The following is a 24,322-nucleotide window of genomic DNA, read 5'->3' as shown; positions in this document are numbered from 1 at the left end:
TCACATCACTTTAGGGCAGGAAGTTTAAATGCACCAGAATTTTATTGTTTTAACAGCTCAACCATTTTTTCATATAGCGGGTACTTGGGTGAAGATTTTCGCCAGTTTAACGATATGGTTCGGTACGGCGGATTTGGTGTGATGGGAACGTAATGAATATGATCGTCTTTTTTACGGGCGATTTGTGGGATGAGTGTGGATCCGACCCCTGCTGATACCATTTGTTTTAATGTTTCCATGCTGGTTGCTTGAAAATCATGGCCCGCGTTTTCGGTCGGGATACTGCAATAATCAAGGGCCTGATTGCGCAGGCAATGTCCTTCTTCAAGAAGCAGTAATTTTTCAGATAATAATTCATCACGGGTGATGGATTTTACAGCATTATCATTCATGGGTGTGCCATAAATAAATTCATCATTAAATAGTGGCGCTGATGTCAGCATGCCATCCCCTTCTGGTGTTGCGAGGAAAGCAGCATCAATTTCACCATTTAATATTTTATCGACCAGAATTTCAGTTTTTTCTTCGATCAGTAAAAGCCTGATGTCCGGAAAAGCTTTCGATATAATCGGTACAATCTGACTGAAATAATAAGGGGCAAGGGTCGGGAAGGCGCCCAGTTTAAAATCACCGACAAACGGGCTTTTAAAAGTATCTGCGATTTCAATGATTTCTTCGCTGGCGCGAATGGCGTCTTTCGCGCGTTCAACAATTTTTTCACCCACATCGGTGATCAGCACTTTTTTATTGGTGCGTTCGATCAGTTTAACGCCGAGAAAATCTTCTAACTTGCTTAACTGCATGCTTAATGCAGGTTGGCTGACATGGCAGCTTTCGGCGGCTTTGCCGAAATGCAGATGTTCTGCAACAGCGATTAAATATTTTAAATCACGTAAATTCATAATCATAAATATTACTTATTGAAATGATAAAATCAATATATTTTACTTAAATTGAGGTTGGTTTTATTCTCTTTTTGAAGCTGAGAGACATTCAGCGGAATTTTTTAAATGAATTAAGGAGAAAGAAATTATGTCTATGATCAACAAATCAATTCCGGAATTTAAAGCGGAAGCATTCCACAACGGCGAATTTAAAACAATTACATCTGATGATGTAAAAGGGAAATGGTCAATTTTCCTTTTTTACCCAGCCGACTTTACATTCGTATGCCCAACTGAGTTAGAGGACATGGCCGATCATTATGAAGAGCTTAAAGCACTAGGTGTTGAGGTTTATTCCGTTTCAACAGATACGCATTTCAGCCATAAAGCATGGCACGATTCAAGCCCGGCAATTGGTAAAATTAACTTCCCAATGATCGGTGACCCGACAGGCAGAATTACACGTGGCTTTGACGTGATGATCGAAGAAGAGGCACTTGCCCTTCGCGGTACATTTCTTGCGAACCCGGACGGCATTGTAAAGGTTGCTGAAATTCACGATCTGGGTATTGGCCGTTCCGCAAAAGACATGGTGCGTAAAGTAAAAGCCGCACAATATGTCGCGGAAAATGACGGCGAAGTTTGCCCGGCGGCATGGGAACAAGGTGAAGAAACATTAACACCAAGCCTTGATCTTGTCGGCAAGATTTAAACTTTAAAAATAATAAACGGTGGCGGCTCGCCTGCCACCGATCCCCCCAATTGATATTTAAGTACTGAGGAATAGATTATGTTAACAAATGAAATTTTGAATTCTTTAAAGCAATATACCGCCAACATGCAAAATCAGATTACACTTGTGCTTGAAACAGGTGAACATGAAAAACGCGCTGAACTTCATGATTTTCTAACGAAGCTTTCATCAGTATCAGAAAATATCAAATTCGAAGAGCGTGACACGGGCGGCAGATTACGTTCACCAATTTGCTTTTTAATTGAGGCAGACGGTAAAGACACCGGCATTAGGTTTTCCGGATTACCGGGCGGCCATGAATTTAATTCACTGGTGCTTGCAATCCTTCATTCATCGGGCACAGATATGAAGCTGGACGATAGTATTTTGAAAATCATTTCAAATATCAATGAAGAGCTGAATTTTCAAGTTTACGTCAGCCTAAGCTGCCATAACTGTCCGGATGTGGTGCAGACGTTAAATAAATTCGCGCTTATTAATGATAAGATTTCCACAGAAACCATTGATGGCGGTGTGTTCCCGGAATTGATCGAAGAAAATAATATTCAAGGGGTCCCAAGCGTTTATTTAAATGGTGAGGTTTTCGCAAACGGTAAAATTGATCCTGCGGTGCTTATGGATAAACTTTTACAAAGAAACCCGGAAGCCATAAACGTTTCTGATGATGAAAAATTACCGCTACAGGATATGACCATCATTGGCGGTGGTCCGGCGGGTGTATCCGCGGCCATATATGGTGCACGTAAGGGACTTGCCATTACCATTATCGCTGACCGTTTTGGCGGACAGGTGAAAGATACTATGGGTATTGAAAACCTGATTTCCGTATCAAAAACAACTGGCCCGGAATTAACGGGTGCCTTAATGGCGCACATGGATGATTATACCATCACCCGTAAGGAACATTTACGTGTTGACCGAATTGAACCGGGTAAAATTAAAAAAGTCCACCTTTCATCGGGTGAGGTGATTGAAACCAAAACCGTGATTATCGCAACCGGTGCAAAATGGCGTGAGCTTGGCATCCCGGGTGAAAAAGAAAACATCGGTAATGGTGTGGCCTACTGTCCGCATTGTGATGGCCCCTTTTATAAAGGTAAGGATGTTGCCGTAATCGGCGGTGGTAATTCCGGTATTGAGGCGGCAATTGATCTATCCGGTATCGTAAATTCGGTTTCCGTATTTGAATTTTTACCGGAACTTAAGGCCGATCAGGTGTTAATCGAGCAGGCAGAATCCCGTGATAACATCACCATCTATAAAAATGTCGCTGCACAGGAAATTCTGGCAAATGGATCAGGTGTTGAGGCAATCCAGTATCAGGACCGTGAAAGTGGTGACGTATTGACCAAAGATTTAAACGGCGTTTTCGTGCAAATCGGATTGTTACCGAACAGTGAATTTGTAAAAGGTTTGGTGGATCAATCCGAATACGGTGAAATCCTGATTAATGAACGCGGCGAAACCAGCGAAGAAGGCATTTTTGCCTGCGGTGATGTAACCACAGTTCCTTATAAACAGATCGTCATCGCCATGGGCGAGGGATCAAAAGCATCACTTTCCGCTTTTGACTATCTAATTCGTGAATTTTAATTTATCTTGCTGAAAAAATAGGGTGCGGCCAGTTGCTGCACCCGGATTTCAGGAAAGTAAATTATGGAAATCACCGTAAATTTTTTGGATAACTTGCGACTTGAGGCGAAATTTGATGATTTTACCGTCATCACGGATCAGCCCATTAGGTATAAAGGCGATGGCACGGCCCCAAGTCCGTTTGATTATTTCTTGGCCTCATCCGCGTTATGTGCTGCATATTTTGTAAAGGTTTATTGCCTTGCCCGTAAAATACCAACAGACGGCATCAGAATTTCCCAAAACAACATTATCGACCCTGAAAACAGATATAAACAAACTTTCCAAATTGGTGTTGAGCTTCCGGATACAATATCGGACCGCGACCGCGAAGGGATTTTAAGATCCATTGATCGCTGCACCGTGAAAAAAGTGGTGCAGGAAGGGCCGGATTTCAACATCGAAACCGTCGAAAGCATCGAGGATGACACATCGATCCTTAGCATGGATGATATGATCGATGGCGAAACCATGATCTTGGGTAAAGATTTACCGCTTGAGCAAACCATTAAAAATATGAGCGGCATTCTATCCGACCTTGGTATCAAGATCGAGGTGTCATCATGGCGTAATATTGTCCCAAATGTTTGGTCACTTCATATTCGTGATGCGGCGTCACCCGTCTGCTATACGAACGGTAAGGGCGCAAGCAAGGAAAGCGCATTATGTTCCGCACTTGGGGAATATATCGAACGGTTAAGCTGTAATTTTTTCTATAACGATTATTATTTCGGTGAAGAAATCGCGAACAGTGAATTTGTTCATTATCCAAATGAAAAATGGTTTAAAGCCGGGCCGAATGATGCATTGCCGGATGGGATATTGGATGATTATACCCTTGGGATATTTGACCCCGATGATGAATTAAAAGCATCCAACCTGATTGATACCAATTCCGGCAGAAGTGACCGTGGCATTTGCGCATTGCCGTTTAATCGGGCATCCGATGCTAAAACGGTTTATTTTCCATCGAACCTGATCGAAAATCTGTTCGTCAGCAACGGCATGAGCGCGGGTAATAATGAACATGAAGCCATGGTGCAATGTTTATCTGAAATATTTGAACGCGCCGTAAAGCGTGACATCATTGAAAATGAAATTGTGCTTCCTGATGTGCCGAAAAGCGTTCTAGATAAATATCCACATATTCAGGCGGGTATTGATGAGCTTGAGGATAAAGGATTTCCGGTACTGGTAAAGGATGCGTCACTTGGTGGGAAATATCCGGTGATGTGTGTGACTTTAATGAACCCGAAAACGGGCGGTGTGTTTGCGTCATTCGGCGGTCACCCGAGTTTCGAAGTCGCATTAGAAAGAAGCCTAACCGAATTATTGCAAGGCAGAAGTTTCGAAGGGTTAAATGACGTTCCACCACCCACATTTAATAGTTTAGCGGTAAGCGAACCTAATAATTTCGTTGAACACTTCATTGACTCAACGGGGGTTGTGTCATGGAAATTTTTCAGCGCGAAAAACGAATATGAATTTGTGGAATGGGATTTTTCCGGCACCAATGAGCAGGAATGCGAAACTTTAATGGGCATTATGGAAAGCATCGGCAAAGAAGTTTATGTGGCGACATATAATGATTTTGGTGGCTGTGCGTGCCGTATTCTTGTACCCGGTTATTCTGAAGTGTATCCGGCCGATGATCTGATCTGGGATAATAGCAATAAAGCGCTTTTATTCCGTGAAGATATTCTAAATATTCATTCACTTGATTATGACGACCTTGAAGATCTTCTTGAAAGGTTAGAAGAAAGCGAGCTGGATCATTACACGCTGATTTCAGATTTAATTGGCATCTTGTTTGATGATACATCGGTCTGGAGCAGACTTGATATAGGTGAGCTTAAAATATTAATTCATCTGGCCCTTGGAAATTACGAAGATGCCAAGGAAATCATTTTTGATTTTCTAAATTACAATGACAACACAAAAGAACGGGTTCTGTTTTATCAGGCGGTGAATGCTGCGCTTGATATTGAGCAGGATGATACGCTTGATATGGCGGATTATCTGACCAATATGTCGCGTATGTTCGGTGATGATGTGATGAAAAATGTCGTGGGTTCCATCACGGGTGAGGTAAAATTCTATGGCCTCAATAAAACAAGTATGAATTTGGAAGGGCTTGATAAGCATCTAAAACTTATTGAAAGTTATAAGAAAATTCATAAAGCCAGAGCCTTGAAATCTTAACGCCAGATTTTATTTTTATATAGTAAGTAGATAAGTCTGTTCCTCTTTAAGAGACTCAGATATAAAAATGTGATCACAATTTTTTAAAATGAGAAAACAATGTCGTACGATTTAGATTTAGTGAAAAATTATATTGGTTTTGAAAACGGTCTGGCCGTGAATAATCCGGCCACTGGTGAACAGATCGCGGTGGTTAAGGATTATTCAGTTGCGGAAACAGAAGCCGCCGTAGAAGCCGCTAACATTGCGTTTAAAACTTGGGCAGCAAAAACAGCAAAAGAACGCGCCGCCATTCTACGAAAATGGTATGAGTTGATCCTAGAAAATACGGAAGCGTTAGCGCAATTGATCACGGCGGAATGCGGTAAACCGTTATTCGAGGCACGCGGCGAAGTGGCTTACGCCGCATCATTCATTGAATGGTTCGCTGAAGAAGGAAAACGTATTTACGGTGACGTAATCCCAACTCATGCTTCCGATAAACGCATTATTGCGCTGAAGCAACCAATCGGCGTTATTGCCGCGATTACACCGTGGAATTTCCCACTTGCGATGATTACTCGTAAAGTTGGGCCTGCGCTTGCCGCGGGTTGTACGGCACTGGTGAAACCGGCGGAAGCAACACCATTATCGGCCCTTGCGCTTGAGGAACTAGCGTTTCAAGCGGGTGTGCCGGAAGGTGTGATGAAAACGGTCACAACAACAAAACCGGCGGATATTGGTAATGTTTTTACAACGCACCCAACCATTCGCAAGATTACATTCACTGGGTCAACGGCAGTTGGTAAAATCCTGATGCAGCAATCCGCAAGCACCGTGAAAAAAGTTAGCATGGAACTTGGTGGTAATGCACCGTTTATCGTGTTTGATGATGCGGATATTGATGCGGCCGTTGCAGGTGCGATGGTTTCAAAATATAGAAACGCCGGCCAAACATGTGTTTGTGCAAACCGTTTCTTCATTCACGAAGATATTCATGATGAATTTGTCGAAAAATTCAAAGCGGCGATTGAAGCATTAAATGTTGGAAATGGCGCCCATGATGATGTTCATGTTGGCCCGGTGATTAATAGCGCCGCAGTGGATAAGGTTGAAGGACTTGTAAATTCCGCAACATCAGAAGGCGCGGATTTGATTCTTGGCGGTGAAAGGCATGACGCCGGTGATAATTTCTATACACCAACATTGTTAACCAACGTCAAAATGGATATGGAAATTGCCAATTCTGAAATCTTTGGCCCTGTTTCCGCGATCATTAAATTTAAAGATGAAAATGAAGTCATCGAAATGGCCAACGATACGCCATATGGACTTGCCTGTTATTTCTATAGCCGTGACCTTGGTCGTGTGTGGCGTGTGACAGAAGCACTTGAATATGGCATTGTCGGTGTTAACGAAGGTATTATTTCAACGGAACTGGCACCATTTGGTGGTGTAAAAGAATCCGGTGTTGGCCGTGAAGGATCAAAATACGGCATCGATGATTACGTCGAAATTAAATATTGTTTGATGGGCGGCCTTATGTCGTGAGCATAGCAAAAGATTGACAAAGGGGTAATCTGTTCTTAAACAACGTCGCAGTACTATTGAAACAGCAAGGATTATAGGGAAAACTGTATAGATGCGAACGAACCTGATTACAGCTTTTCTTTTATCATCGTCCTGTTTGTCGGGGAATGTTTTCGCGGCTGCTGTTGAATATGGTGCAATTGACAATATCGTTGTAACCGCACCGAAAACCGAACGCCGATCACTTCAACCGGAAATGGATATTTCCTACGATAAAATCAATGGAAAATTCCCATCAACACTGATTGATATTTTTAATGCTGAGCTCGGGGTGGGGATCAGAACCAATTCCCGCGGTGAAGCGGTCTTGAGACTTCGTGGATCAGAAGAAAGACAATCACAGATTTTCATAGATGGCGCACCCATTAGTGTACCGTGGGACGGACGTGCGGATTTAAGCTTGTTCCCAGCGGGTGTGATTAGGAATGCCCGTGTGATTAAAAGTGCTGCACCTATTGAATATGGTGCTGGGGCTGTGCTCGGGGTTGTGGATTTATCAACGGTTCATTTTGCGGATAAATATGATTATAACGCCCGCGCGGAATGGGGTAGTCATAATGCAGTTTTGGTGGAAGGGGCCGTGTATGCCCCACTTGAAAATGGATTATTTTTACAGTTTGGTGCAAATCACATCGAACGTGATGCGATAACGGTTGCGGATCATGACGTTATACCGTTTGACCCAAACCCTGAAAATGGCAGAACCAATACGGATTTAAATAGCGATAGCATTTTTATGTCTGCAGGCGTTAATCAGGAATGGGGCATGGTTCGATTTACCCTGCTTGATATTAGCGCGAATAAGGGGATTGCCGCCGCTGCACATGTTGAGCCTGAAGATGGAAACCCAAGATATTGGCGTTATCCAGATTGGAATATGACACAAGTCAGTATGGCCAGTGAATTTAATTTTAGCGAACATAGTGATTTAAGAATTAACGTCTGGAACCAGCAGTTTGGACAATCCATTGTTTCATATGATGATGTTAGTTATTCACTCACTGAAAATAGGCAAGATGATAGTGACAGAACATATGGTGGAAGAATTGTTTTAAGCCATGATTGGACAGATGTCACAACACGCCTTGTTGCATCAACGCAGGAAAGTACCCATGATCAGGTCGAAGTTGATCTAATCAATGATGTTTCAGGGAATAATGAGAAATTCCGCCAACGTGTCATGAGCATCGGTGCTGAAATGGATGTGCCGTTAGGGGAAACGGTAAAAGCATCATTTTCATCTGCATATGACAGGTCATCAACCCCATTAACCGGCGGCAGACCAGAACAACCCGCCATTTCAAAATGGGCGGGAAGTGCTGCTATTGAATGGAAAACATCTGATAAAGTCACGGTCACATCCACCATCGGACAGCGTACACGGTTCCCGTCAATGCGCGAATTATATAGCGCGGCCCTTGGCATGTTTTTGGTTAATCCTGATCTAAAGCCGGAAACAGCACTTGTTGGTGATTTAACCATTGCATGGCAAGCGGAAGAAGCACCGGTGGTTGTTAATTTTACCCCGTGGTTTTCGCGCATTAATGACACGCTTTCCAGACGCAATGTCGAAGTGGACGGCAAAACATTAAGGCAGCGATATAATCTGGATGGATCATTCGGGTATGGTGTAGAGTTTTCCGCCGACTGGATGATTTCGGATACTTTAACATTAGAAGCCGACCTATTCTGGCAGGAATTAAAAGCGGACCTAGATGAAAATAGTTTAAGACCAACGCTTTATCAACGGCCAGATAGCCAAATGTTACTGGCTGCCAATTATACATTTGAAAATGAAGCAAATGTCCGCGCGGAACTTAATCATACTGGTAAAGCCTATGATGAAAATGAAGACGGTATTGTAACTAAACTTGATCCATCAACCGAAATAAATTTAAGGGTATCTATGCCTGTAATGGTCAGTGAATTCGGCAATTGGCAACTTTATGCGGCGGTTGATAATCTTACCAATGAAGTCGTTCTCCCCCAACTTGGATTACCGTCGCCGGGTAGACGATTTAAGATCGGTTTACGTGTTGCAGATTTTTAATTACTCGTATTAATGGTTAATTAAGGTTCGATTGATATAAAAACTATGGGGTAGATTTTTGTAGGTACGTATATTCATCAATGAAGTTAAATGTATTTAGATATCTTTTAAGTTTACTGATTTTCATTTATTGCACATTAAGTTATTCACATGCGCAAGCCCAACTTACTGAAGAAGAATTAGAATGGATTAGAAATAATCCAACCGTAACTGTGACCAGTCAATCAGATTGGGCGCCCTTTGATTTTACAGTTACCGGGATGCCGTATGGTTTTTCAGTGGAATACGTTAATCTAGTTGCAAGTAAAGTTGGGTTGAAAACTGAATTTATCAGTGGCTACACTTGGACGGAACTTCTGGATAAATCTTATAACGACGAAATCGATATAATTCATAGTTTGGTTCGTACTGAAGAGAGAGCAGAGCATTTAATTTTTACAGAAACTTACTTTGAAATGCCTGTGGTATACTTTGGCCGCGATGAAAGTAATCTGAATAGCAGTGAAACGGATATCTCCAATCTGAGAATTGGCCTCGTTGAGGATACAGCACAGTCACGCTATATAAGGGAAAGATTCCCTGATTATAATTTTGTAAGTACTGAATCATCCTATACCTCTGTTATGGCTTTAGCTAGAGGAGAGTTCGATGTATTTCTTGGGCGGGCGCCAGTTGTAAATTATATCCTTCAACAAAATAACGTTAAAGGTATCAGTATTCTGGATAAACAATATTTTCCAGAACTGCTCATAATGAACCAGATCAGGATGGGGACGCACAAAACAAATGATATGCTGCGCAATATCTTGGATAAAGGTATGTTGGCTGTAAGTGATGAAGAATATCGTGCCCTTACAAGAAAATGGAATACGGATTATCTTGCTGCGGCTGGACACGAACTGACTGATGAAGAATTAAATTGGTTACATGAAAATCCGGTTGTACGCGTTGCAGCATCACCAATTTCACGGCCAATTGAATTTATCTCGGAAGACGGTCAAATCACCGGGATGACAGGTGATTATCTAAATATTTTATCACGCATGCTTAATGTTGAATTTGAGTGGGTTGGAAATGAAACCTGGGGTCAAGGTTATGATATGGCCGTTGCGGGTGATGCCGACATGATGTCTTTCATGATTGAAAATGTGGAAAGACGGCAATATTTTGATTTTACAGATGGTTACTTAACCGGATTTTATGCCATTTTTGCTAAAGATGGTGAAGAAATGATTGGGGCTATGGAAGGGTTGATTGGCAAAAAAGTGGCGCAAATTCAAAATTCCGCCATTAGTAATTATATCCTTAGAGATTATCCTGGTATTGAAATCATTGATGTAGCAACCACCGTTGAGGCACTTGATTTAGTTGAGAATGGAGTGGCTGATGCTCATGTTGGCGTTCTGCCAATTGCATCTTATTATATTACGACAGAAGGTTTTGATAATATTCGTGTTGTTGGCCAGACGCAGTATGATATCACGTTTTCAATGGGTGTCATAAAAGATAAGCCATTGTTATATAGTGCACTTTACAAAGCCATGAGTGCGATTTCGACAGCGGATGAAATTGAAATATCAAGGAAATGGCTTTCAACCACAGTAAATGAAGGTGTGGATTATACATTTGTCTGGCAAATTGTCGGCGCTGGGATGTTTGTTTTGGTTATTGTTCTTATTTGGGCAATAAGCTTGAGAAGAGAAATCAACAGAAGAGAAATTATTGAAAGAGAACTTATTTTTGCCCGTGAAACCGCATGGGAAATGCAAGCCAAAGCAGAAGAAGCCAATGCGGCAAAATCACAGTTTTTAGCGAACATGAGTCATGAGATCAGGACGCCTTTAAATGCAATAATTGGTTTTTCAGAAGCCATTTCATCCGGTATTTATGGTGAGGTTGCAGTTCCAAAGCATAAAGAATATTTAAAAGATATTAAATTTAGTGGCGAACATTTGGCGACAATCATTAATGATGTGCTTGATCTTTCTAAAATCGAAGCCGGCAAATGGAAATTAGAAAAAGAAAAGTTTGACCTGATCGATAGTGCCAAAAGTACAGTTAATATTATAAAACCTATGGCAGAAGAAAAGGGTGTTGAATTATCCCTAATCAGCGAAGATGAGTGTATCATTGATGCAGAAAAACATGCCATGAAACGCGTGATGATTAATTTACTATCCAATGCTGTGAAATTTACGGATAGTGGCGGGCGTGTTAAATTAAAAATTACGTCATCCAACGGTAATGTAATTTTGATAGAGGTCGTTGATACTGGTATTGGTATTCCAGAAGACAAGCTTGAAAGAGTATTAAGGCCGTTTGAACAAGATAAAGATGTCCGCATATCAAACGAAGGTGGCACGGGTTTAGGGCTTCCGATTGTGCAACAATTAACCGAACTTCATGGTGGTACATTTGAATTATCCAGCGAAGTTGGTGTTGGTACCAAGGCGACCATTACAATACCGCGAAATATAATGTAGCTTAAATCTCTAACGCAAGTTTGCATGCTTGATTGATGGCGCGTTTGGCATCAAGTTCTGCGGCCACATCGGCGCCACCGATTAAATGAACATTTAAATCGGGATTGTCATTTTGAAGTGACCGTTCCGGCTCTTGGCCCGCGCAAATGATGATATGATCAACATCCAGTATCTGTTGTTCGCCATTCATTGTTACATGCAATCCATCATCATTAATTTTTTGATATTCGCAGCCCGGAACCATATGAACGCCTTTTTTCTTAAGTTCCGTGCGGTGGATCCAGCCGACCGTTTTTGCAAGCTTTTTACCAACGCCAGTTTCACTACGTTGCAATAGGTATATTTCCCTTTTCGATTTTGGAAATTTTGCTTCAACCCCTTCGATGCCGCCGCGGGCATCAAGTGCCATATCCACGCCCCATGCTTTCATATATGCACCAATATTTTGACTGGTGCGTTCACCAGAATGACTTAAAAATTCCGCGACATCAAAACCGATACCGCCTGCGCCAATGATGGCAATCTTATCACCCACATGCGTGCCATTTAACACATCGATATAGGTAAGTACCTTTTCATGATCCAATCCGGGAATGTCGGGTATGCGCGGCTTAACACCCGTCGCCAAAATGATCTCGTTAAAATCACCATTTTTGATCACCTCACCATCGATATGGGTGCCTAGTTTGACGTCGACATTATGAATTTCCAGTTGACGTTCATAATATTTGATCATGTCATAGAATTCTTCTTTGCCGGGCACTTTCTTGGCCATGTTTAATTGCCCGCCAATTTTATCCGCTTTATCAAATAAGGTGACATGATGCCCACGCATGGCGGCATAAACGGCAAAAGCCATCCCGCCGGGACCAGCACCCACAACGGCAATGTTTTTGGGTGTTTCGGTGGGGGTGATTTTCAAATAACTTTCCGCACAAGCAAGCGGGTTAACGAGGCAACTTACCGGTTTGCCGGTTAATGTGTGTTCAAGGCAGGCCTGATTACAGCCGATACAAATGTTTATCTCGTCTTCGCGGCCATCTGCTGCTTTATTAACGAATTCTGGATCGGCGAGCATGGGGCGGGCCAAAGAAACCAGATCGGCATGGCCATCCGCCAAAACCTGTTCGGCAATTTCCGGTTTATTAATACGGTTCGATGTCACCATCGGCACGGACAGGTGCTTTTTAAATTTTTCCGTGACCCATGTGAATGCGGCCCTTGGCACCACGGTATGGGTTGTCGGAACACGGGATTCGTGCCAACCAATGCCGCCGTTTAAGATATTGATGCCCAGTTTTTCAAGCTTCTTTGCAAGCATAAGTGCTTCATCAAAGGTGCTGCCCTCTTCAACAAGATCTAGGATTGAAAAACGGTACATTAAGATAAAATCATCACCGATTTTTTCACGCACGGCTTTCACGATTTCAAGGGCAAGTTTGATACGGTTTTCATATGACCCACCCCATTGGTCGGTTCTTTTATTGGTGCGCTTTGCAACAAATTGATGAATGAAATATCCTTCTGATCCCATGATTTCGATGCCGTCATATCCGGCCAGTTTCGCGCGTTCGGCTGCCACGGCGAAATCATCAATTTGCTCTAAAATCTGTTCATGGGTGAGCTCGAGCGGCGCAAACGGCATAATCGGGGATTTGATCGGTGATGGTGCGATCGCTTCCGGGCTTGGTGCATAACGGCCCATATGCAAAAGCTGCATGATGACCTTGCCGCCTTCATTGTGGACGCGGTCGGTGACTAGTTTATGCCTTTCGATGTCATTATTATCATAAAGCCCGCGTGCACCGTGAAAGCCTGCAAATGATGCTTCATTTACCGGAAAACCACCCGTGACGATTAAGCTAACACCGCCACGAACACGGGCCGCATAAAATTCCGCAAGCCAGCTTAAATCCTTCATATCTTCGAGCATAGTATGCATGGAACCCATGATGATACGGTTCTTAAGACGCGTAAAACCAAGATCAAGCGGTTCAAACATGTGCGGGTATTTATTCATCATTTTATATGATCACAAACATATAAAAATATCAATAAAACTATTGAAGGCCATATTGATGCCATTACATTAAAGGTATAGAGTATTTGATAACAAATGAAAAATCAGCAAAGAAGGAGAGATGCACCATGCTTCCGCAAGGGCAATTTATCCAAGTGAAGGACGCCGGAAACGATATTTATGAAATCGTTTTTGACCGCAAAGACGATAAAATCAATAAATTTGATCAGGCTGCACTCGAAGAATTACGAGATACCGTTGCGGCAGTCGCCAAAATCGAAGGCATTAAAGGGGCGGTTTTCACAAGCGCGAAAGATACATTCATTGTTGGTGCTGATATTACTGAATTCATTCAAATGTTCTCTCATACGGAAGAAGAGGTCTATGACCATATCTTAAAACATCATGATTATTTTAATGCGGTAGAAGACCTGCCATGTCCGACGGTTACGGCCATTAACGGCATTGCTGTTGGTGGGGGCATGGAATTATGTCTTGCGACCGATTACCGTATTATGACCCCGGACGCAAAAATCGGATTACCGGAAGTAAAGCTTGGCCTTAACCCTGGTTGGGGTGGCACGGTTAGACTGCCGCGATTAATCGGTGTTGATAACGCCAATGAATGGATTTGCGCGGGCGGCAATAATGACGCGGAAAAAGCATTAAAAGAAGGCGCTGTTGACGCAGTGGTGGAAAAGGACCAATTACTATCAAGTGCCATTGATCTCATTAACAAGTGTAACGCGGGTGATTTTGATTATCAGGCAAGACGCACGGAAAAACAAACGCCCGTGAAGCTTAATCACGTTGAACATATGATGGCGTTCGAAAGCGCGAAAGGTGTCATCGCCGGAAAGGCAGGGCCACATTACCCGGCACCGATGCAAGCCTTAAAAACCATGAAAAAATCCGTGACCATGGACCGTGCCGGCGCGATTGAGCAAGAAGTACGCGGCTTCGCAAAACTTGCTAAAACCGATGTCTGTACGTCACTTGTTAGCCTGTTTTTAAATGATCAGATCGTGAAACGCGTTTCCAAAAAATACACGAAAAACGCAGAACCTGTGAATATGGCAGCCGTACTTGGTGCGGGTATCATGGGCGGTGGTGTTGCCTATCAGTCGGCATCAAAAGGCACGCCGATATTGATGAAAGACATCAACGAAGATGCATTACAGCTTGGGCTTGATGAAGCGGTGAAATTATTAAGCGGTCAATTAAAACGCGGCCGCATTGATACGGCGAAAATGGCAAAGACATTAACGCAGATCACACCGACCTTAAGTTACGGCGATTTTGGCCGTGCTGATATTGTGGTTGAAGCCGTCGTCGAAAATGAAAAGATCAAAAAAGCCGTCCTTGCTGAAACAGAAGAAAATATGAAAGATGGTGCGATCCTAACGTCAAATACATCAACCATCTCCATTACGGAACTGGCCACGGCGTTAAAGAAACCGGAAAAATTCTGCGGTATGCATTTCTTTAACCCCGTGCACCGCATGCCACTGGTTGAGGTCATCCGCGGTGAAAAAACAGGTGAAGAGGCGATCGCTCAGACGGTCGCATACGCACAACGAATGGGTAAAACACCGATTGTGGTGAATGATTGCCCGGGCTTTTTCGTGAACCGCGTGTTGTTCCCTTACTTTGGCGGGTTTTCCTCGTTGGTCAGCGAAGGGGCCGATTTCAAACAAGTGGATAAAGTGATGGAAGGGTTCGGCTGGCCAATGGGGCCTGCATACCTGCTTGATGTAGTGGGGATTGATACTGCCTATCACGCGGATGCGGTAATGGCCGATGGTTTCCCGGACCGTATGACCCATGAAGGAAAAAATGCCGTTGATCTGATGTTTGAACTGGAACGGTTTGGTCAGAAAAACAAAAAAGGCTTCTATAAATACGAACTGGATAAACGCGGCAAAGATAAAAAGATCATCGATGAAGATGTCCCTGGATTATTGAGCGATGTAACCGGTGATATTAAAGAATTTGACGATCAAGAAATCATTGAACGCATGATGTTGCCGTTACTGATCGAGGTCGCAAGATGCGTTGAAGAAGGCATTGTCGCCAGCGCGGCAGAGGCCGACATGGCGCTTATTTACGGTATCGGTTTTCCACCATTCAGGGGTGGTGCGCTACATTATATGGATCAGGTCGGGATGGATAACATCCTCGCCATGGCCGCTAAATACGAACATTTAGGGCCGCTTTATCATCCGACCGACCGAATGAAGGAAATGGCGGCAAATAAAGAAAAATACCACCAAGCAGAAGGAGACAAATCATGAGCATAGCGTTAAATGAAGTCGTGATCGTGGATTGTGTCCGTACTGCAATGGCAAGATCAAAAGGCGGATCGTTTAGAAATGTTCGCGCCGAAAAATTATCAGCCGAGGTTATCAAAGCATTGCTGGCAAGAAACCCAGAAGTCAAAGGCGATATGGTCGAAGACGTGATCTGGGGATGCGTTAATCAGACGCTCGAGCAAGGGTTTAATATCGCCCGGAATGCGGCGTTACTTGCGGGACTGCCGCATTCCGTTTCCGGTCAGACCGTGAACCGCCTTTGTGGGTCATCCATGTCGGCGCTTCATATTGCGGCGCAATCGATCGTATCCGGTTATGGTGATTTATTTGTGATCGGTGGGGTGGAACATATGGGCCATGTTGAAATGACCCACGGTGTTGATATCAATCCGGAAATGTCAAAACATGCCGCCAAGGCCGCCATGATGATGGGGGTGACCGCAGAAATGCTTGCCAATATCAACGGTATCGGCCGCGAAGATCAGGATGCCTTCGGTGTACGTTCACACAGGCTTGCCCATGAAGCGACCCTTGAAGGCAGATGGAAAAATGAAATCATCCCGGTTGAGGGACACGATAAAGACGGCAACAAAATCGCGCTTACCTATGATGAGGTCATAAGACCAGACACATCCATGGAAGGGCTCGCCGGATTAAGACCCGTATTTATGCCGAAAGGCGGTACGGTAACCGCAGGAACATCATCGGCGATATCCGATGGGGCGTCCGGTATGCTTGTGATGTCCGCCGCGAAAGCAAAGGAACTTGGATTAACGCCACGGGCCCGCATTAAAAGCATGGCTGTGGCGGGATGTGATCCATCGATCATGGGCTTTGGTCCGGTTCCCGCATCCATGAAAGCACTTGAGCGCGCTGGCATGTCCATGGATGATATTGATTATGTGGAACTTAACGAGGCATTCGCCGCGCAAGGTTTGGCTGTTCTTAAAAATCTGAAACTGCTGGATAGCATGGAAGACAAGGTCAACATGAATGGCGGTGCCATCGCCCTTGGTCACCCGCTTGGTTGTTCCGGTGCCAGAATAACCACCACATTACTTAATGTTTTGGAAGGTCGCGACGGAACCACAGGACTAGCCACCATGTGCATCGGCATGGGCATGGGGATCTCGACTATTATTGAGAGGGTATAAAAAAAGCCCCGATTAACGGGGCTTTTTCATTTTATCTTACAAGCTCCAACCTTCGCGGTATTCGCGTTTTACAAATTGGTTGGCGGGGTCGAAGTTGGTGATCTTCATGTTCGGGCCATCCCATAACAGTTTCTTACGCCCTGGGTAATTAAACCTGTTGCCGTTCTTTTCACGCACATTAAAGCTGCGAATGGCAAGGTTCCCCATAAGGATGGATTCCGTTAACGGTCCGGCAAAATCAAATGATGATGTGAGCGCCTTATGTTCTGCACTGCCGTGTCCGGCTTTACAGGCATCAACCCATGCGGCGGCGTGGCCATTTTCTGGAAGTGCATTCGGTGCTTCTTCAAGCGCATCGGTGTCAAATTCCATCATCGTACCGTCATTAAGGTAAATTTTCGGATTTTCCGCATAGGTACCACAAGTCATGATGCCTTTTGTCCCGATCATAATCACACCATTGCTGCTGCCGCGGTCACCGATATCATGATCCGCAGGAATCAGGTCAGGACGGAATGGGCGCAGACCACCGTCAGTCCATGACATTTTAACGTCAGACGGGTTTTTATCAGATGCCGGGAATTTAAGCTGCGTACGTGATGACGGTGGGCAGCTTTCCGGTAAATAATCCGGAACCCAGTCCTGTGAATATAGGGCGCCGACGCTGCTTTCGACCTCTGTCGGGTAACCAAGACCAAGCACACGGAATGGCGGATCAATCAAGTGACACGCCATGTCACCAAGTGCGCCTGTGCCGAAATTCCACCAGCCGCGCCATTTAAATGGGTGATAAAGCGGATGATAATCAACCATGCTGGCTGGGCCAATGAAGCTATCCCAATCAAGGCCATCCATCATTTTTGGAAATTCTGTTGGTGATTTAATGCCTTGTGGCCAAACAGGACGGTTGGTCCAGACGTGGACCTCGTCAACGGTTCCGATAATACCGGCATCGAACCATTCGATCATTTTCTTAACGCCCGGTCCGGATGCACCCTGATTACCCATTTGGGTAACGATTTTATGTTTTTCAGCAGATTCTGTTAGAACGCGCGCTTCATGAATGCTATGTGTTAATGGCTTTTGCACATAAACATGTTTTCCAAGCTTCATTGCCGCGTTTGCAATCACCGCATGGGTATGATCCGGTGTTGAAATCGTTAGCGCGTCAATGTCTTGCATTTCATCAAGAACTTTACGCCAGTCTTTATATTTTTTTGCATTCGGGAATTTTTCAAATGCGCGTTCGGCCATATTGAAATCAACGTCGCAAATCGCAGAAATGCGTGATGCGCCATTATTCCATGCGTTCAGTGCATCGGTATATCCCTTACCGCCGCCGCCGATGACGGCAACGTTTAACTGATCACTTGGTGCTGTCATGCCCTGACCCAGTACGTGTCTTGGTACAATGGTAAAGCCCAGTGCCGCACCAGCCGTTTTTTTAATGAAAGATCGTCTATTGGTTTTATTGTTCATTTATAATTCGCCCCTTTAGTTATATGCGCGTATTAAATATGATCTTTATCAATAGGTAAAATGTTTTTTTTAATGACATTTGAAAAAGTTTATGCCCTTCTATTATCGAAATAGAAAAAGGGTCACCATGGATAACAATAATAGACGAAAATTAAACTTTAACAGCCGTGCCGTATATTGCCCACCGGATGAGGCAACAAAGGCTGTAAACCCGCCAATTGTGATGGCATCCAGTTTTGAATATGATGCGGAAATTTTCCAACGCATTGTCGATGGCGCCCGTAAAGAGGTCAATATTTATGGCCGTTGCGGCAATCCAAGCGAATATGCATTCGAAGAACAAATGATGATGATCGAAGGGGCTGATGCCTGCCTTGCGACCGCGTCGGGGATGGCGGCGATTTCAGTAACGCTTTTGGGATTACTCAAAAGCGGTGATCATATTGTGTGTGACTGGACGACCTATAGTTCAACCCATGAAATGCTGGATCACCGTTTGACCGATTATAATATCGAAACAACATTTGTGGATACGTCAAATATTGATGCAGTTCGTGATGCGATCCGCCCAAACACCAAAGTGATTTATTTTGAAACGATCGCGAATCCGTCCATGAAAGTGGCAGAAATGCCGCCGCTTGTGAAACTGGCCCATGATCAGGGCATTGTGGTCGTTTGTGATAATACATTCGCCAGTCCGTATGTGATGCGCCCGCTTGAATGGGGTGTGGATATTGTGGTGGAAAGCTGCACAAAATTCATCGGTGGCCATAGCGATGTGATCGGTGGATCAATCGCCATGAAATCGGAAATTTTGCCGGATGATTTTCTTGAACAAATTCGCTGGAACACCATGGTGAAGCTGGGTTCACCCTTGTCGCCCTTTAACGCATGGATGTTGCAACGCGGCATACAAACATTAAGCGTGCGTGTGGAAAGGCAATGCGAAAATGCGGCCAAGATGGCAGAATATTTCGAAGGGCACGATAAAGTATCCGGGGTTTGGTACCCGGGCCTTGAAAGCCATCCTCAGCATGATATTGCCAGGAAACAAATGCCGAAATTTGGCGCTATGCTTGCCTTTGATGTGGGCAATGCCAATAACGCGCTTAAGGTTCTTGATACACTCGAGCTTAGCTGTTTTTCAGCGAGCCTTGGTGGGGTAAGAACCACAACACAAATTCCGGCGTTAATGGCGTTCCTTGATATTCCGGAAGAAGAACGTCTTGAAATGGGCATTACCCAAGGGATGATCCGTATTTCAGCGGGGTTAGAGGATATCGATGATTTAATCGCTGATTTTGATAAGGCGCTTTCTGGAATTTAATGGCTAGGATTTAAGGGGTAATAGAATGAAGCTTAAAAAATCACTTGGCTTTTGGGATGTGTTTGCCATTGCACTCGGGCAGGTGATTGGGTCCGGTATTATGGTTTTAATCGGTATTGGTATTCAATTTACCGCTTACGCCGTACCGTTTGCGTTCATTCTTTCTTCTATTCTATCGATTATAAAACAGTTGCCTGTGGTGTTTATGGGATCGGCCATGCCCGCGACGGGTGGGTTATATGTTTATTGTAAACGGGTGCTTGGGCCGCGGGTCGGTTTCTTTTATCTGGCGATATTACTGATTACCCATATTTTAATCGCGCTTTTCGCGTTGGGTTTTGCGAAATATGCGCTTGCGTTATTGCCAGGGCTTAATGAAACCTATGTGGCGCTTGGGATATTAACATTATTTTATTTTGTGAATTTGGTAGGCATAAAACAGGCCGCTGCGGTGCAGAAAATAATGATTATTTTCTTGCTGATTGGTTTATCCAGTTTGATATTCTTCGGGATATTAGAGGTCGACTATTCCAATTTCACATCCCAGGAAAAATTATTCCCGGATGGTTGGTATGGTTTTGCGCTTGCATGTGTGGTGATGTCATTTGCGACAGGTGGGGCGCAATTTGTATCGGAACTGGGCGGTGAAATGAATAAACCGGAACGGGATTTGCCAAGGGCGATTGTTGCCGCCACGGTCATCGCGGCGATATTCTTTGCGCTTGTGTCCATTGTGGCTGTCGGGATTTTGCCGGTTGAACAAACGGCAGGTGCGACCCTTTCTGACGTGGCGCAGGAAATATTACCGCCCGCGCTTTATACGGCGTTTATTGTCGGGGCAGGATTATTCGCCCTTGCGACCAGTATTAATTCAACCTTTTCATGGGCAACGAAATCTGTCCTTATTGCGTGTGAGGACGGATGGCTTCCCAAAGGGATCGCGGTTGTGAACAAACGCTTTAACACGCCGCATATTTTGCTGACGCTTTTATTGTTAATTGGTGCTGCACCGATCATGGCGGGGTGGGACCTTCGGTATATTATTATGCTCGGGTCAGGGTTGGTGTTCATTTATGACATGGTACCGCTGGTGGCGGCGTTTCTTCTTTCCGCACGTCTGCCCGATGTGTTCCATGGGGCATATTGGAAACTTTCTGAAGGCAAACTTAAATCGATTAGTGTGGCGGGGCTTGTGATACTGTTATGCCAGTTCGCGCTCTCATTTTCCGATATCGATAGAACCGGATGGGTGTTGATCATCGGGTACGTAACATTAGTGGTTATTTATGTGAATGTTCGCGGAAAGCGTCTTGGGTATTAATCGCGTCCAACATTTCTTGGATGTCGCCATTATTTTCAATCACCAGATCCGCATTGGCCTTTAATGGTTCGATATGTTTGAAATAGGCAGGACGGACATCACGTTCATATTGTTCAATAACGCTTTCCCTTGTACGGCCCCGTTCCCGCATGTCACGTTCAATACGTCTATCAAGGGCAGTATCAAGATTGGCATCAACGAAAATATTAAAATCGCTTCGTTCTGATAAAAGTGTTCCGGCAAATAAACCATCCATAATCAGGGTTTTACCCACTTTAAATGGTTCATATCCCGCACGTTCACTGATGGTGAAATCATAAATGGGAACATTCGTTTCACCCGCCAATTTTAATTGATCAAGGTGGTCATGAAGCAATTCATGTTCTATGGCATTTGGGTCATCGAAATTGAAAGAGCCAAATTTTTCCACTTGTTCATTTTTGCTTAAATAATAGCGATCCACGCTCAGGAGTTTGCTGCCTGTCATGATGTTCAGGATATATTCTGCAAGTGTTGATTTGCCTGATCCACTTGCGCCAGAAATTGTAATGATCCTCATTTTTTGCGCAAAACCATTAAATTATGTAATAAAACCGTCATATTATGTGAGTTGTTAACTAATTTGTATTAAAATTACCTTATATGGTTAGTACAGATTATGGGAAGTACAGGATTTAGTCTATAGATGCAGGCAATAAATAGATATATTTATGCTGTTTTAGCGTTGTTTATGTTTGTGACACATGTGTATGCGCAAAGCCAATCGCCTGTGGATACAGTTCCTGTTGAACTTACCGAAGAAGAAAAGGCATTCATCGCCGATCATCCCGTTATTACATCGACTAATGAAATGGGCTGGGCACCACTTGATTTTATGCGTGATGGTGAAGCTTACGGATATTCCATTGATTATCTTAATTTGGTAGCGAGTAAAGTTGGTATCAACATTGAATATGTAAATGGGCTTGTTTGGTCTGATCTTTTAAAAGCGCTTGAAAATAAAGAAATCGACATGGGGCAAAGCATTATTCAGACGCCAGACCGCGAAGAATATTTGCTGTTCACAAGACCCTACCTTGATTTGCCGATGGTTTATTTTGGCCGCGAAGGGGCAGGTGAAATTACGGGAATTGATGATCTATACGGAAAACGTGTGGGTGTGGTATCTGGGGCATTTCCGGATACGATATATCGATCAGATTATCCTGAATTAAACCTTGTTAGTTTTGATACTACACCGCTTGCATTAAAAGCATTGGCGGCGGGCACAATCGATGTGCATGCGGATATATTGCCAGTTTCGCTTTATACAATCCGTACAAGCATGCTTCCGGGGATTGAGGTTATTGGTGATAAATTTTTCCCAGAAACTGAAAATTCAGATTTTATCCGTCTTGCCGTTCGGGATGATTGGCCGATTTTGCGCGATATCCTTGAAAAGGGAATGGCGGCGGTTACCGATGAAGAAATTGTGATGCTATCTAATAAATGGCAAACAACACAACTTAACGCGTCAACCGGTATTGGCCTTACATCAGCAGAGGCAGAATGGCTTGCGGATAATAGGATTATTAATGTCGGGGTTGATCCGACGCAAAACCCTCTTGAGTTTCTTGATGAAGAAGGAAATATCAGCGGGGTCACCGGCGCTTATTTGGATAAAATTGCAGAAAAGCTAAATGTTGAATTTCGCCATACAGGAAGCCGGAACTGGACAGAAGCCCTTGAAGATATCAATACGAAAGAAGCTGATATTCTTACGCTTATTACAGAAACTGATGAACGTAGAGAGACGCTTGAATTCACCGATCCTTATGTCAGTGTTGTGCATATGATTTTCGCACGTGAAGGCGAAGAGGTTTACGGTAATCTTGATGCGCTTGTTGGCAGAACAGTCGCACAAGTGAATAATTTCGCCGTGAAAAGTTTTATTGAACGGGATTACCCACGCATCAATATTGTGACCGCTGATACGGTCGCGGGTGCAATGGGGCTTGTCGCGACTGGTGAAGCCGATGCTTATGTCGGTAGTATGCCAATGGCAACATATTCCATCGCCAGCGAAGGATATTCGAACCTTGCTGTGGTTGGGGACACGCCATATCGCGGCGAAAATGCTATGGCGATTAGAAAAGATCTGCCGCTTCTTGCTAGCGCAATGCAAAAGGCATTACGCGCGATAACCCCAGAGGAACGCGCAGAAATTTCAAGAACCTGGATCGGCTTGAAATCAGAAGACACGATTGATTTTCAACTGATCTTCAGAATTGCTTTTGGTGCAGCGGTCGTCATATTTTTAGTGTTGATTTGGAATTACAGCCTGCGCCGCGAAGTCGAGCGTAGAATTGAAATTGAAAGTCAATTGAGACATTCACAAAGAGTAGCTGAAAAAGCATTAAAAGATGCGGAAAAAGCAAATCAGGCAAAATCAACATTCCTTGCCAATATGTCCCATGAATTAAGAACACCATTAAACGCGATCATCGGTTTTTCCGAAGCTATGATGAGTGGCATTGGCGGTAAAATCATTTCGGAAAAACATCAGGAATATTTAACCGATATTAAAAATAGCGGTGAACATTTATCCATTGTGATTAATGATATTCTTGATCTGTCCAAGATCGAAGCTGGGAAATGGAAACTTAATGAAGTTGAATTTTCGCTTGTTTCTGAAATTAAAGGCGCCATTAAGATGATTGATAAAATGGCGGAACTTAAAAACATTCCGGTTCACTTTGAATGCGAGAATAAAAACGGAGAATTAAAATTATTCGGCGATGAAATCGCATTTCGCCGGGTGATGATTAATTTATTATCCAATGCTGTGAAATTTACGAATAGCGGAGGTGATATATTCTGTAGAGTAATTAATGAGCGAAACGGAAGTATCACCATTGAAATTGAGGATACTGGTATTGGTATCCCGAAAGACAGACTCGAGCATGTTTTAAACCCGTTTGAACAGGCACATGGATCACACGACCTTAACGAAGAAGGTACCGGTTTAGGATTGCCGATTGTGAAAGAGCTTGTGGAATTGCACGGCGGTAGCTGTCTTATTGAAAGTGAAGTGGGTAAAGGAACAAAAGTTTCAATTTCCATCCCAGCAAGACGTGTGCGTATTATTTAGAGCTG

The 24,322-nt window shown here is 43.7% G+C and carries 15 protein-coding genes; 11 read left to right on the top strand and 4 right to left on the bottom strand.

Going from position 1 to position 24,322, the window contains the following annotated elements; genetic code table 11:
- Positions 1-41 precede the first annotated feature (41 nt).
- Positions 42-908 carry a LysR substrate-binding domain-containing protein gene (locus KW060_RS12080; RefSeq protein WP_249037072.1) on the bottom strand — a complete coding sequence of 289 codons (867 nt, stop codon included), beginning with the start codon at positions 906-908 and terminating at the stop codon, positions 42-44.
- Positions 909-1,032: 124 nt separating this feature from the next.
- Here KW060_RS12080 and ahpC point away from each other — a divergent pair, with 124 nt between their 5' ends.
- The 6 genes from ahpC (at position 1,033) to KW060_RS12050 (ending at position 11,574) form a co-directional block, all read left to right on the top strand.
- Positions 1,033-1,596 carry an alkyl hydroperoxide reductase subunit C gene (gene ahpC / locus KW060_RS12075; protein WP_249037073.1) on the top strand — a complete coding sequence of 188 codons (564 nt, stop codon included), beginning with the start codon at positions 1,033-1,035 and terminating at the stop codon, positions 1,594-1,596.
- 78 nt (positions 1,597-1,674) lie between these two features.
- Positions 1,675-3,231 carry an alkyl hydroperoxide reductase subunit F gene (ahpF, locus tag KW060_RS12070; RefSeq protein ID WP_249037074.1) on the top strand — a complete coding sequence of 519 codons (1,557 nt, stop codon included), beginning with the start codon at positions 1,675-1,677 and terminating at the stop codon, positions 3,229-3,231.
- Positions 3,232-3,294: 63 nt separating this feature from the next.
- Entirely contained in the window at positions 3,295-5,472 is a 2,178-nt protein-coding gene (locus tag KW060_RS12065) for an OsmC domain/YcaO domain-containing protein (protein ID WP_249037075.1), read from the top strand.
- Positions 5,473-5,571: 99 nt separating this feature from the next.
- The gene (locus KW060_RS12060; protein WP_249037076.1) at positions 5,572-7,002 is read left to right on the top strand and encodes an NAD-dependent succinate-semialdehyde dehydrogenase; all 1,431 of its coding nucleotides are present in this window, start codon (positions 5,572-5,574) and stop codon (positions 7,000-7,002) included.
- Between the two features lie 91 nt (positions 7,003-7,093).
- Positions 7,094-9,091 carry a TonB-dependent receptor plug domain-containing protein gene (locus KW060_RS12055; RefSeq protein ID WP_249037077.1) on the top strand — a complete coding sequence of 666 codons (1,998 nt, stop codon included), beginning with the start codon at positions 7,094-7,096 and terminating at the stop codon, positions 9,089-9,091.
- A gap of 80 nt (positions 9,092-9,171) precedes the next feature.
- Positions 9,172-11,574 (top strand): transporter substrate-binding domain-containing protein, encoded by a 2,403-nt coding sequence (locus KW060_RS12050; RefSeq protein WP_249037078.1) that lies wholly within the window; start codon positions 9,172-9,174, stop codon positions 11,572-11,574.
- Between the two features lies 1 nt (position 11,575).
- On the opposite strand, the gene KW060_RS12045 is transcribed toward KW060_RS12050, so the two are convergent.
- Complete coding sequence (locus tag KW060_RS12045; RefSeq protein WP_274757285.1) at positions 11,576-13,597, bottom strand: oxidoreductase; 2,022 nt, start codon at positions 13,595-13,597, stop codon at positions 11,576-11,578.
- 125 nt (positions 13,598-13,722) lie between these two features.
- On the opposite strand from KW060_RS12045, the gene fadB reads away from it, so the two are divergent.
- Together fadB and fadA are read left to right on the top strand one after the other, a co-directional pair.
- Entirely contained in the window at positions 13,723-15,888 is a 2,166-nt protein-coding gene (gene fadB / locus KW060_RS12040) for a fatty acid oxidation complex subunit alpha FadB (RefSeq protein WP_249037079.1), read from the top strand.
- Positions 15,885-17,060 (top strand): acetyl-CoA C-acyltransferase FadA, encoded by a 1,176-nt coding sequence (gene fadA / locus KW060_RS12035; protein WP_249037080.1) that lies wholly within the window; start codon positions 15,885-15,887, stop codon positions 17,058-17,060. The genes fadB and fadA overlap by 4 nt, the downstream gene beginning before the upstream one ends.
- A 36-nt stretch (positions 17,061-17,096) precedes the next feature.
- On the opposite strand, the gene KW060_RS12030 is transcribed toward fadA, so the two are convergent.
- Entirely contained in the window at positions 17,097-18,539 is a 1,443-nt protein-coding gene (locus KW060_RS12030) for a Gfo/Idh/MocA family protein (RefSeq protein ID WP_249037081.1), read from the bottom strand.
- Between the two features lie 127 nt (positions 18,540-18,666).
- On the opposite strand from KW060_RS12030, the gene KW060_RS12025 reads away from it, so the two are divergent.
- The gene (locus KW060_RS12025) at positions 18,667-19,866 is read left to right on the top strand and encodes a trans-sulfuration enzyme family protein (RefSeq protein WP_249037082.1); all 1,200 of its coding nucleotides are present in this window, start codon (positions 18,667-18,669) and stop codon (positions 19,864-19,866) included.
- Positions 19,867-19,891: 25 nt separating this feature from the next.
- Positions 19,892-21,187, top strand: a complete 1,296-nt coding sequence (locus KW060_RS12020; protein ID WP_249037083.1) for an APC family permease — start codon at positions 19,892-19,894, stop codon at positions 21,185-21,187.
- On the opposite strand, the gene KW060_RS12015 is transcribed toward KW060_RS12020, so the two are convergent.
- Positions 21,147-21,746: a uridine kinase family protein gene (locus tag KW060_RS12015; RefSeq protein ID WP_249037084.1), complete on the bottom strand. Its 600-nt coding sequence runs from the start codon at positions 21,744-21,746 to the stop codon at positions 21,147-21,149. The genes KW060_RS12020 and KW060_RS12015 overlap by 41 nt on opposite strands.
- A 171-nt stretch (positions 21,747-21,917) precedes the next feature.
- Here KW060_RS12015 and KW060_RS12010 point away from each other — a divergent pair, with 171 nt between their 5' ends.
- Entirely contained in the window at positions 21,918-24,317 is a 2,400-nt protein-coding gene (locus tag KW060_RS12010; protein ID WP_274757284.1) for a transporter substrate-binding domain-containing protein, read from the top strand.
- The last annotated feature ends 5 nt before the right edge of the window (positions 24,318-24,322 follow it).

Origin of the sequence: Pseudemcibacter aquimaris, from assembly GCF_028869115.1 — a bacterium.
Lineage (GTDB): Bacteria > Pseudomonadota > Alphaproteobacteria > Sphingomonadales > Emcibacteraceae > Pseudemcibacter > Pseudemcibacter aquimaris.
The sequence above is the reverse complement of the archived record's forward strand: the minus strand, read 5'-3'. Positions and strand labels throughout refer to the sequence as shown.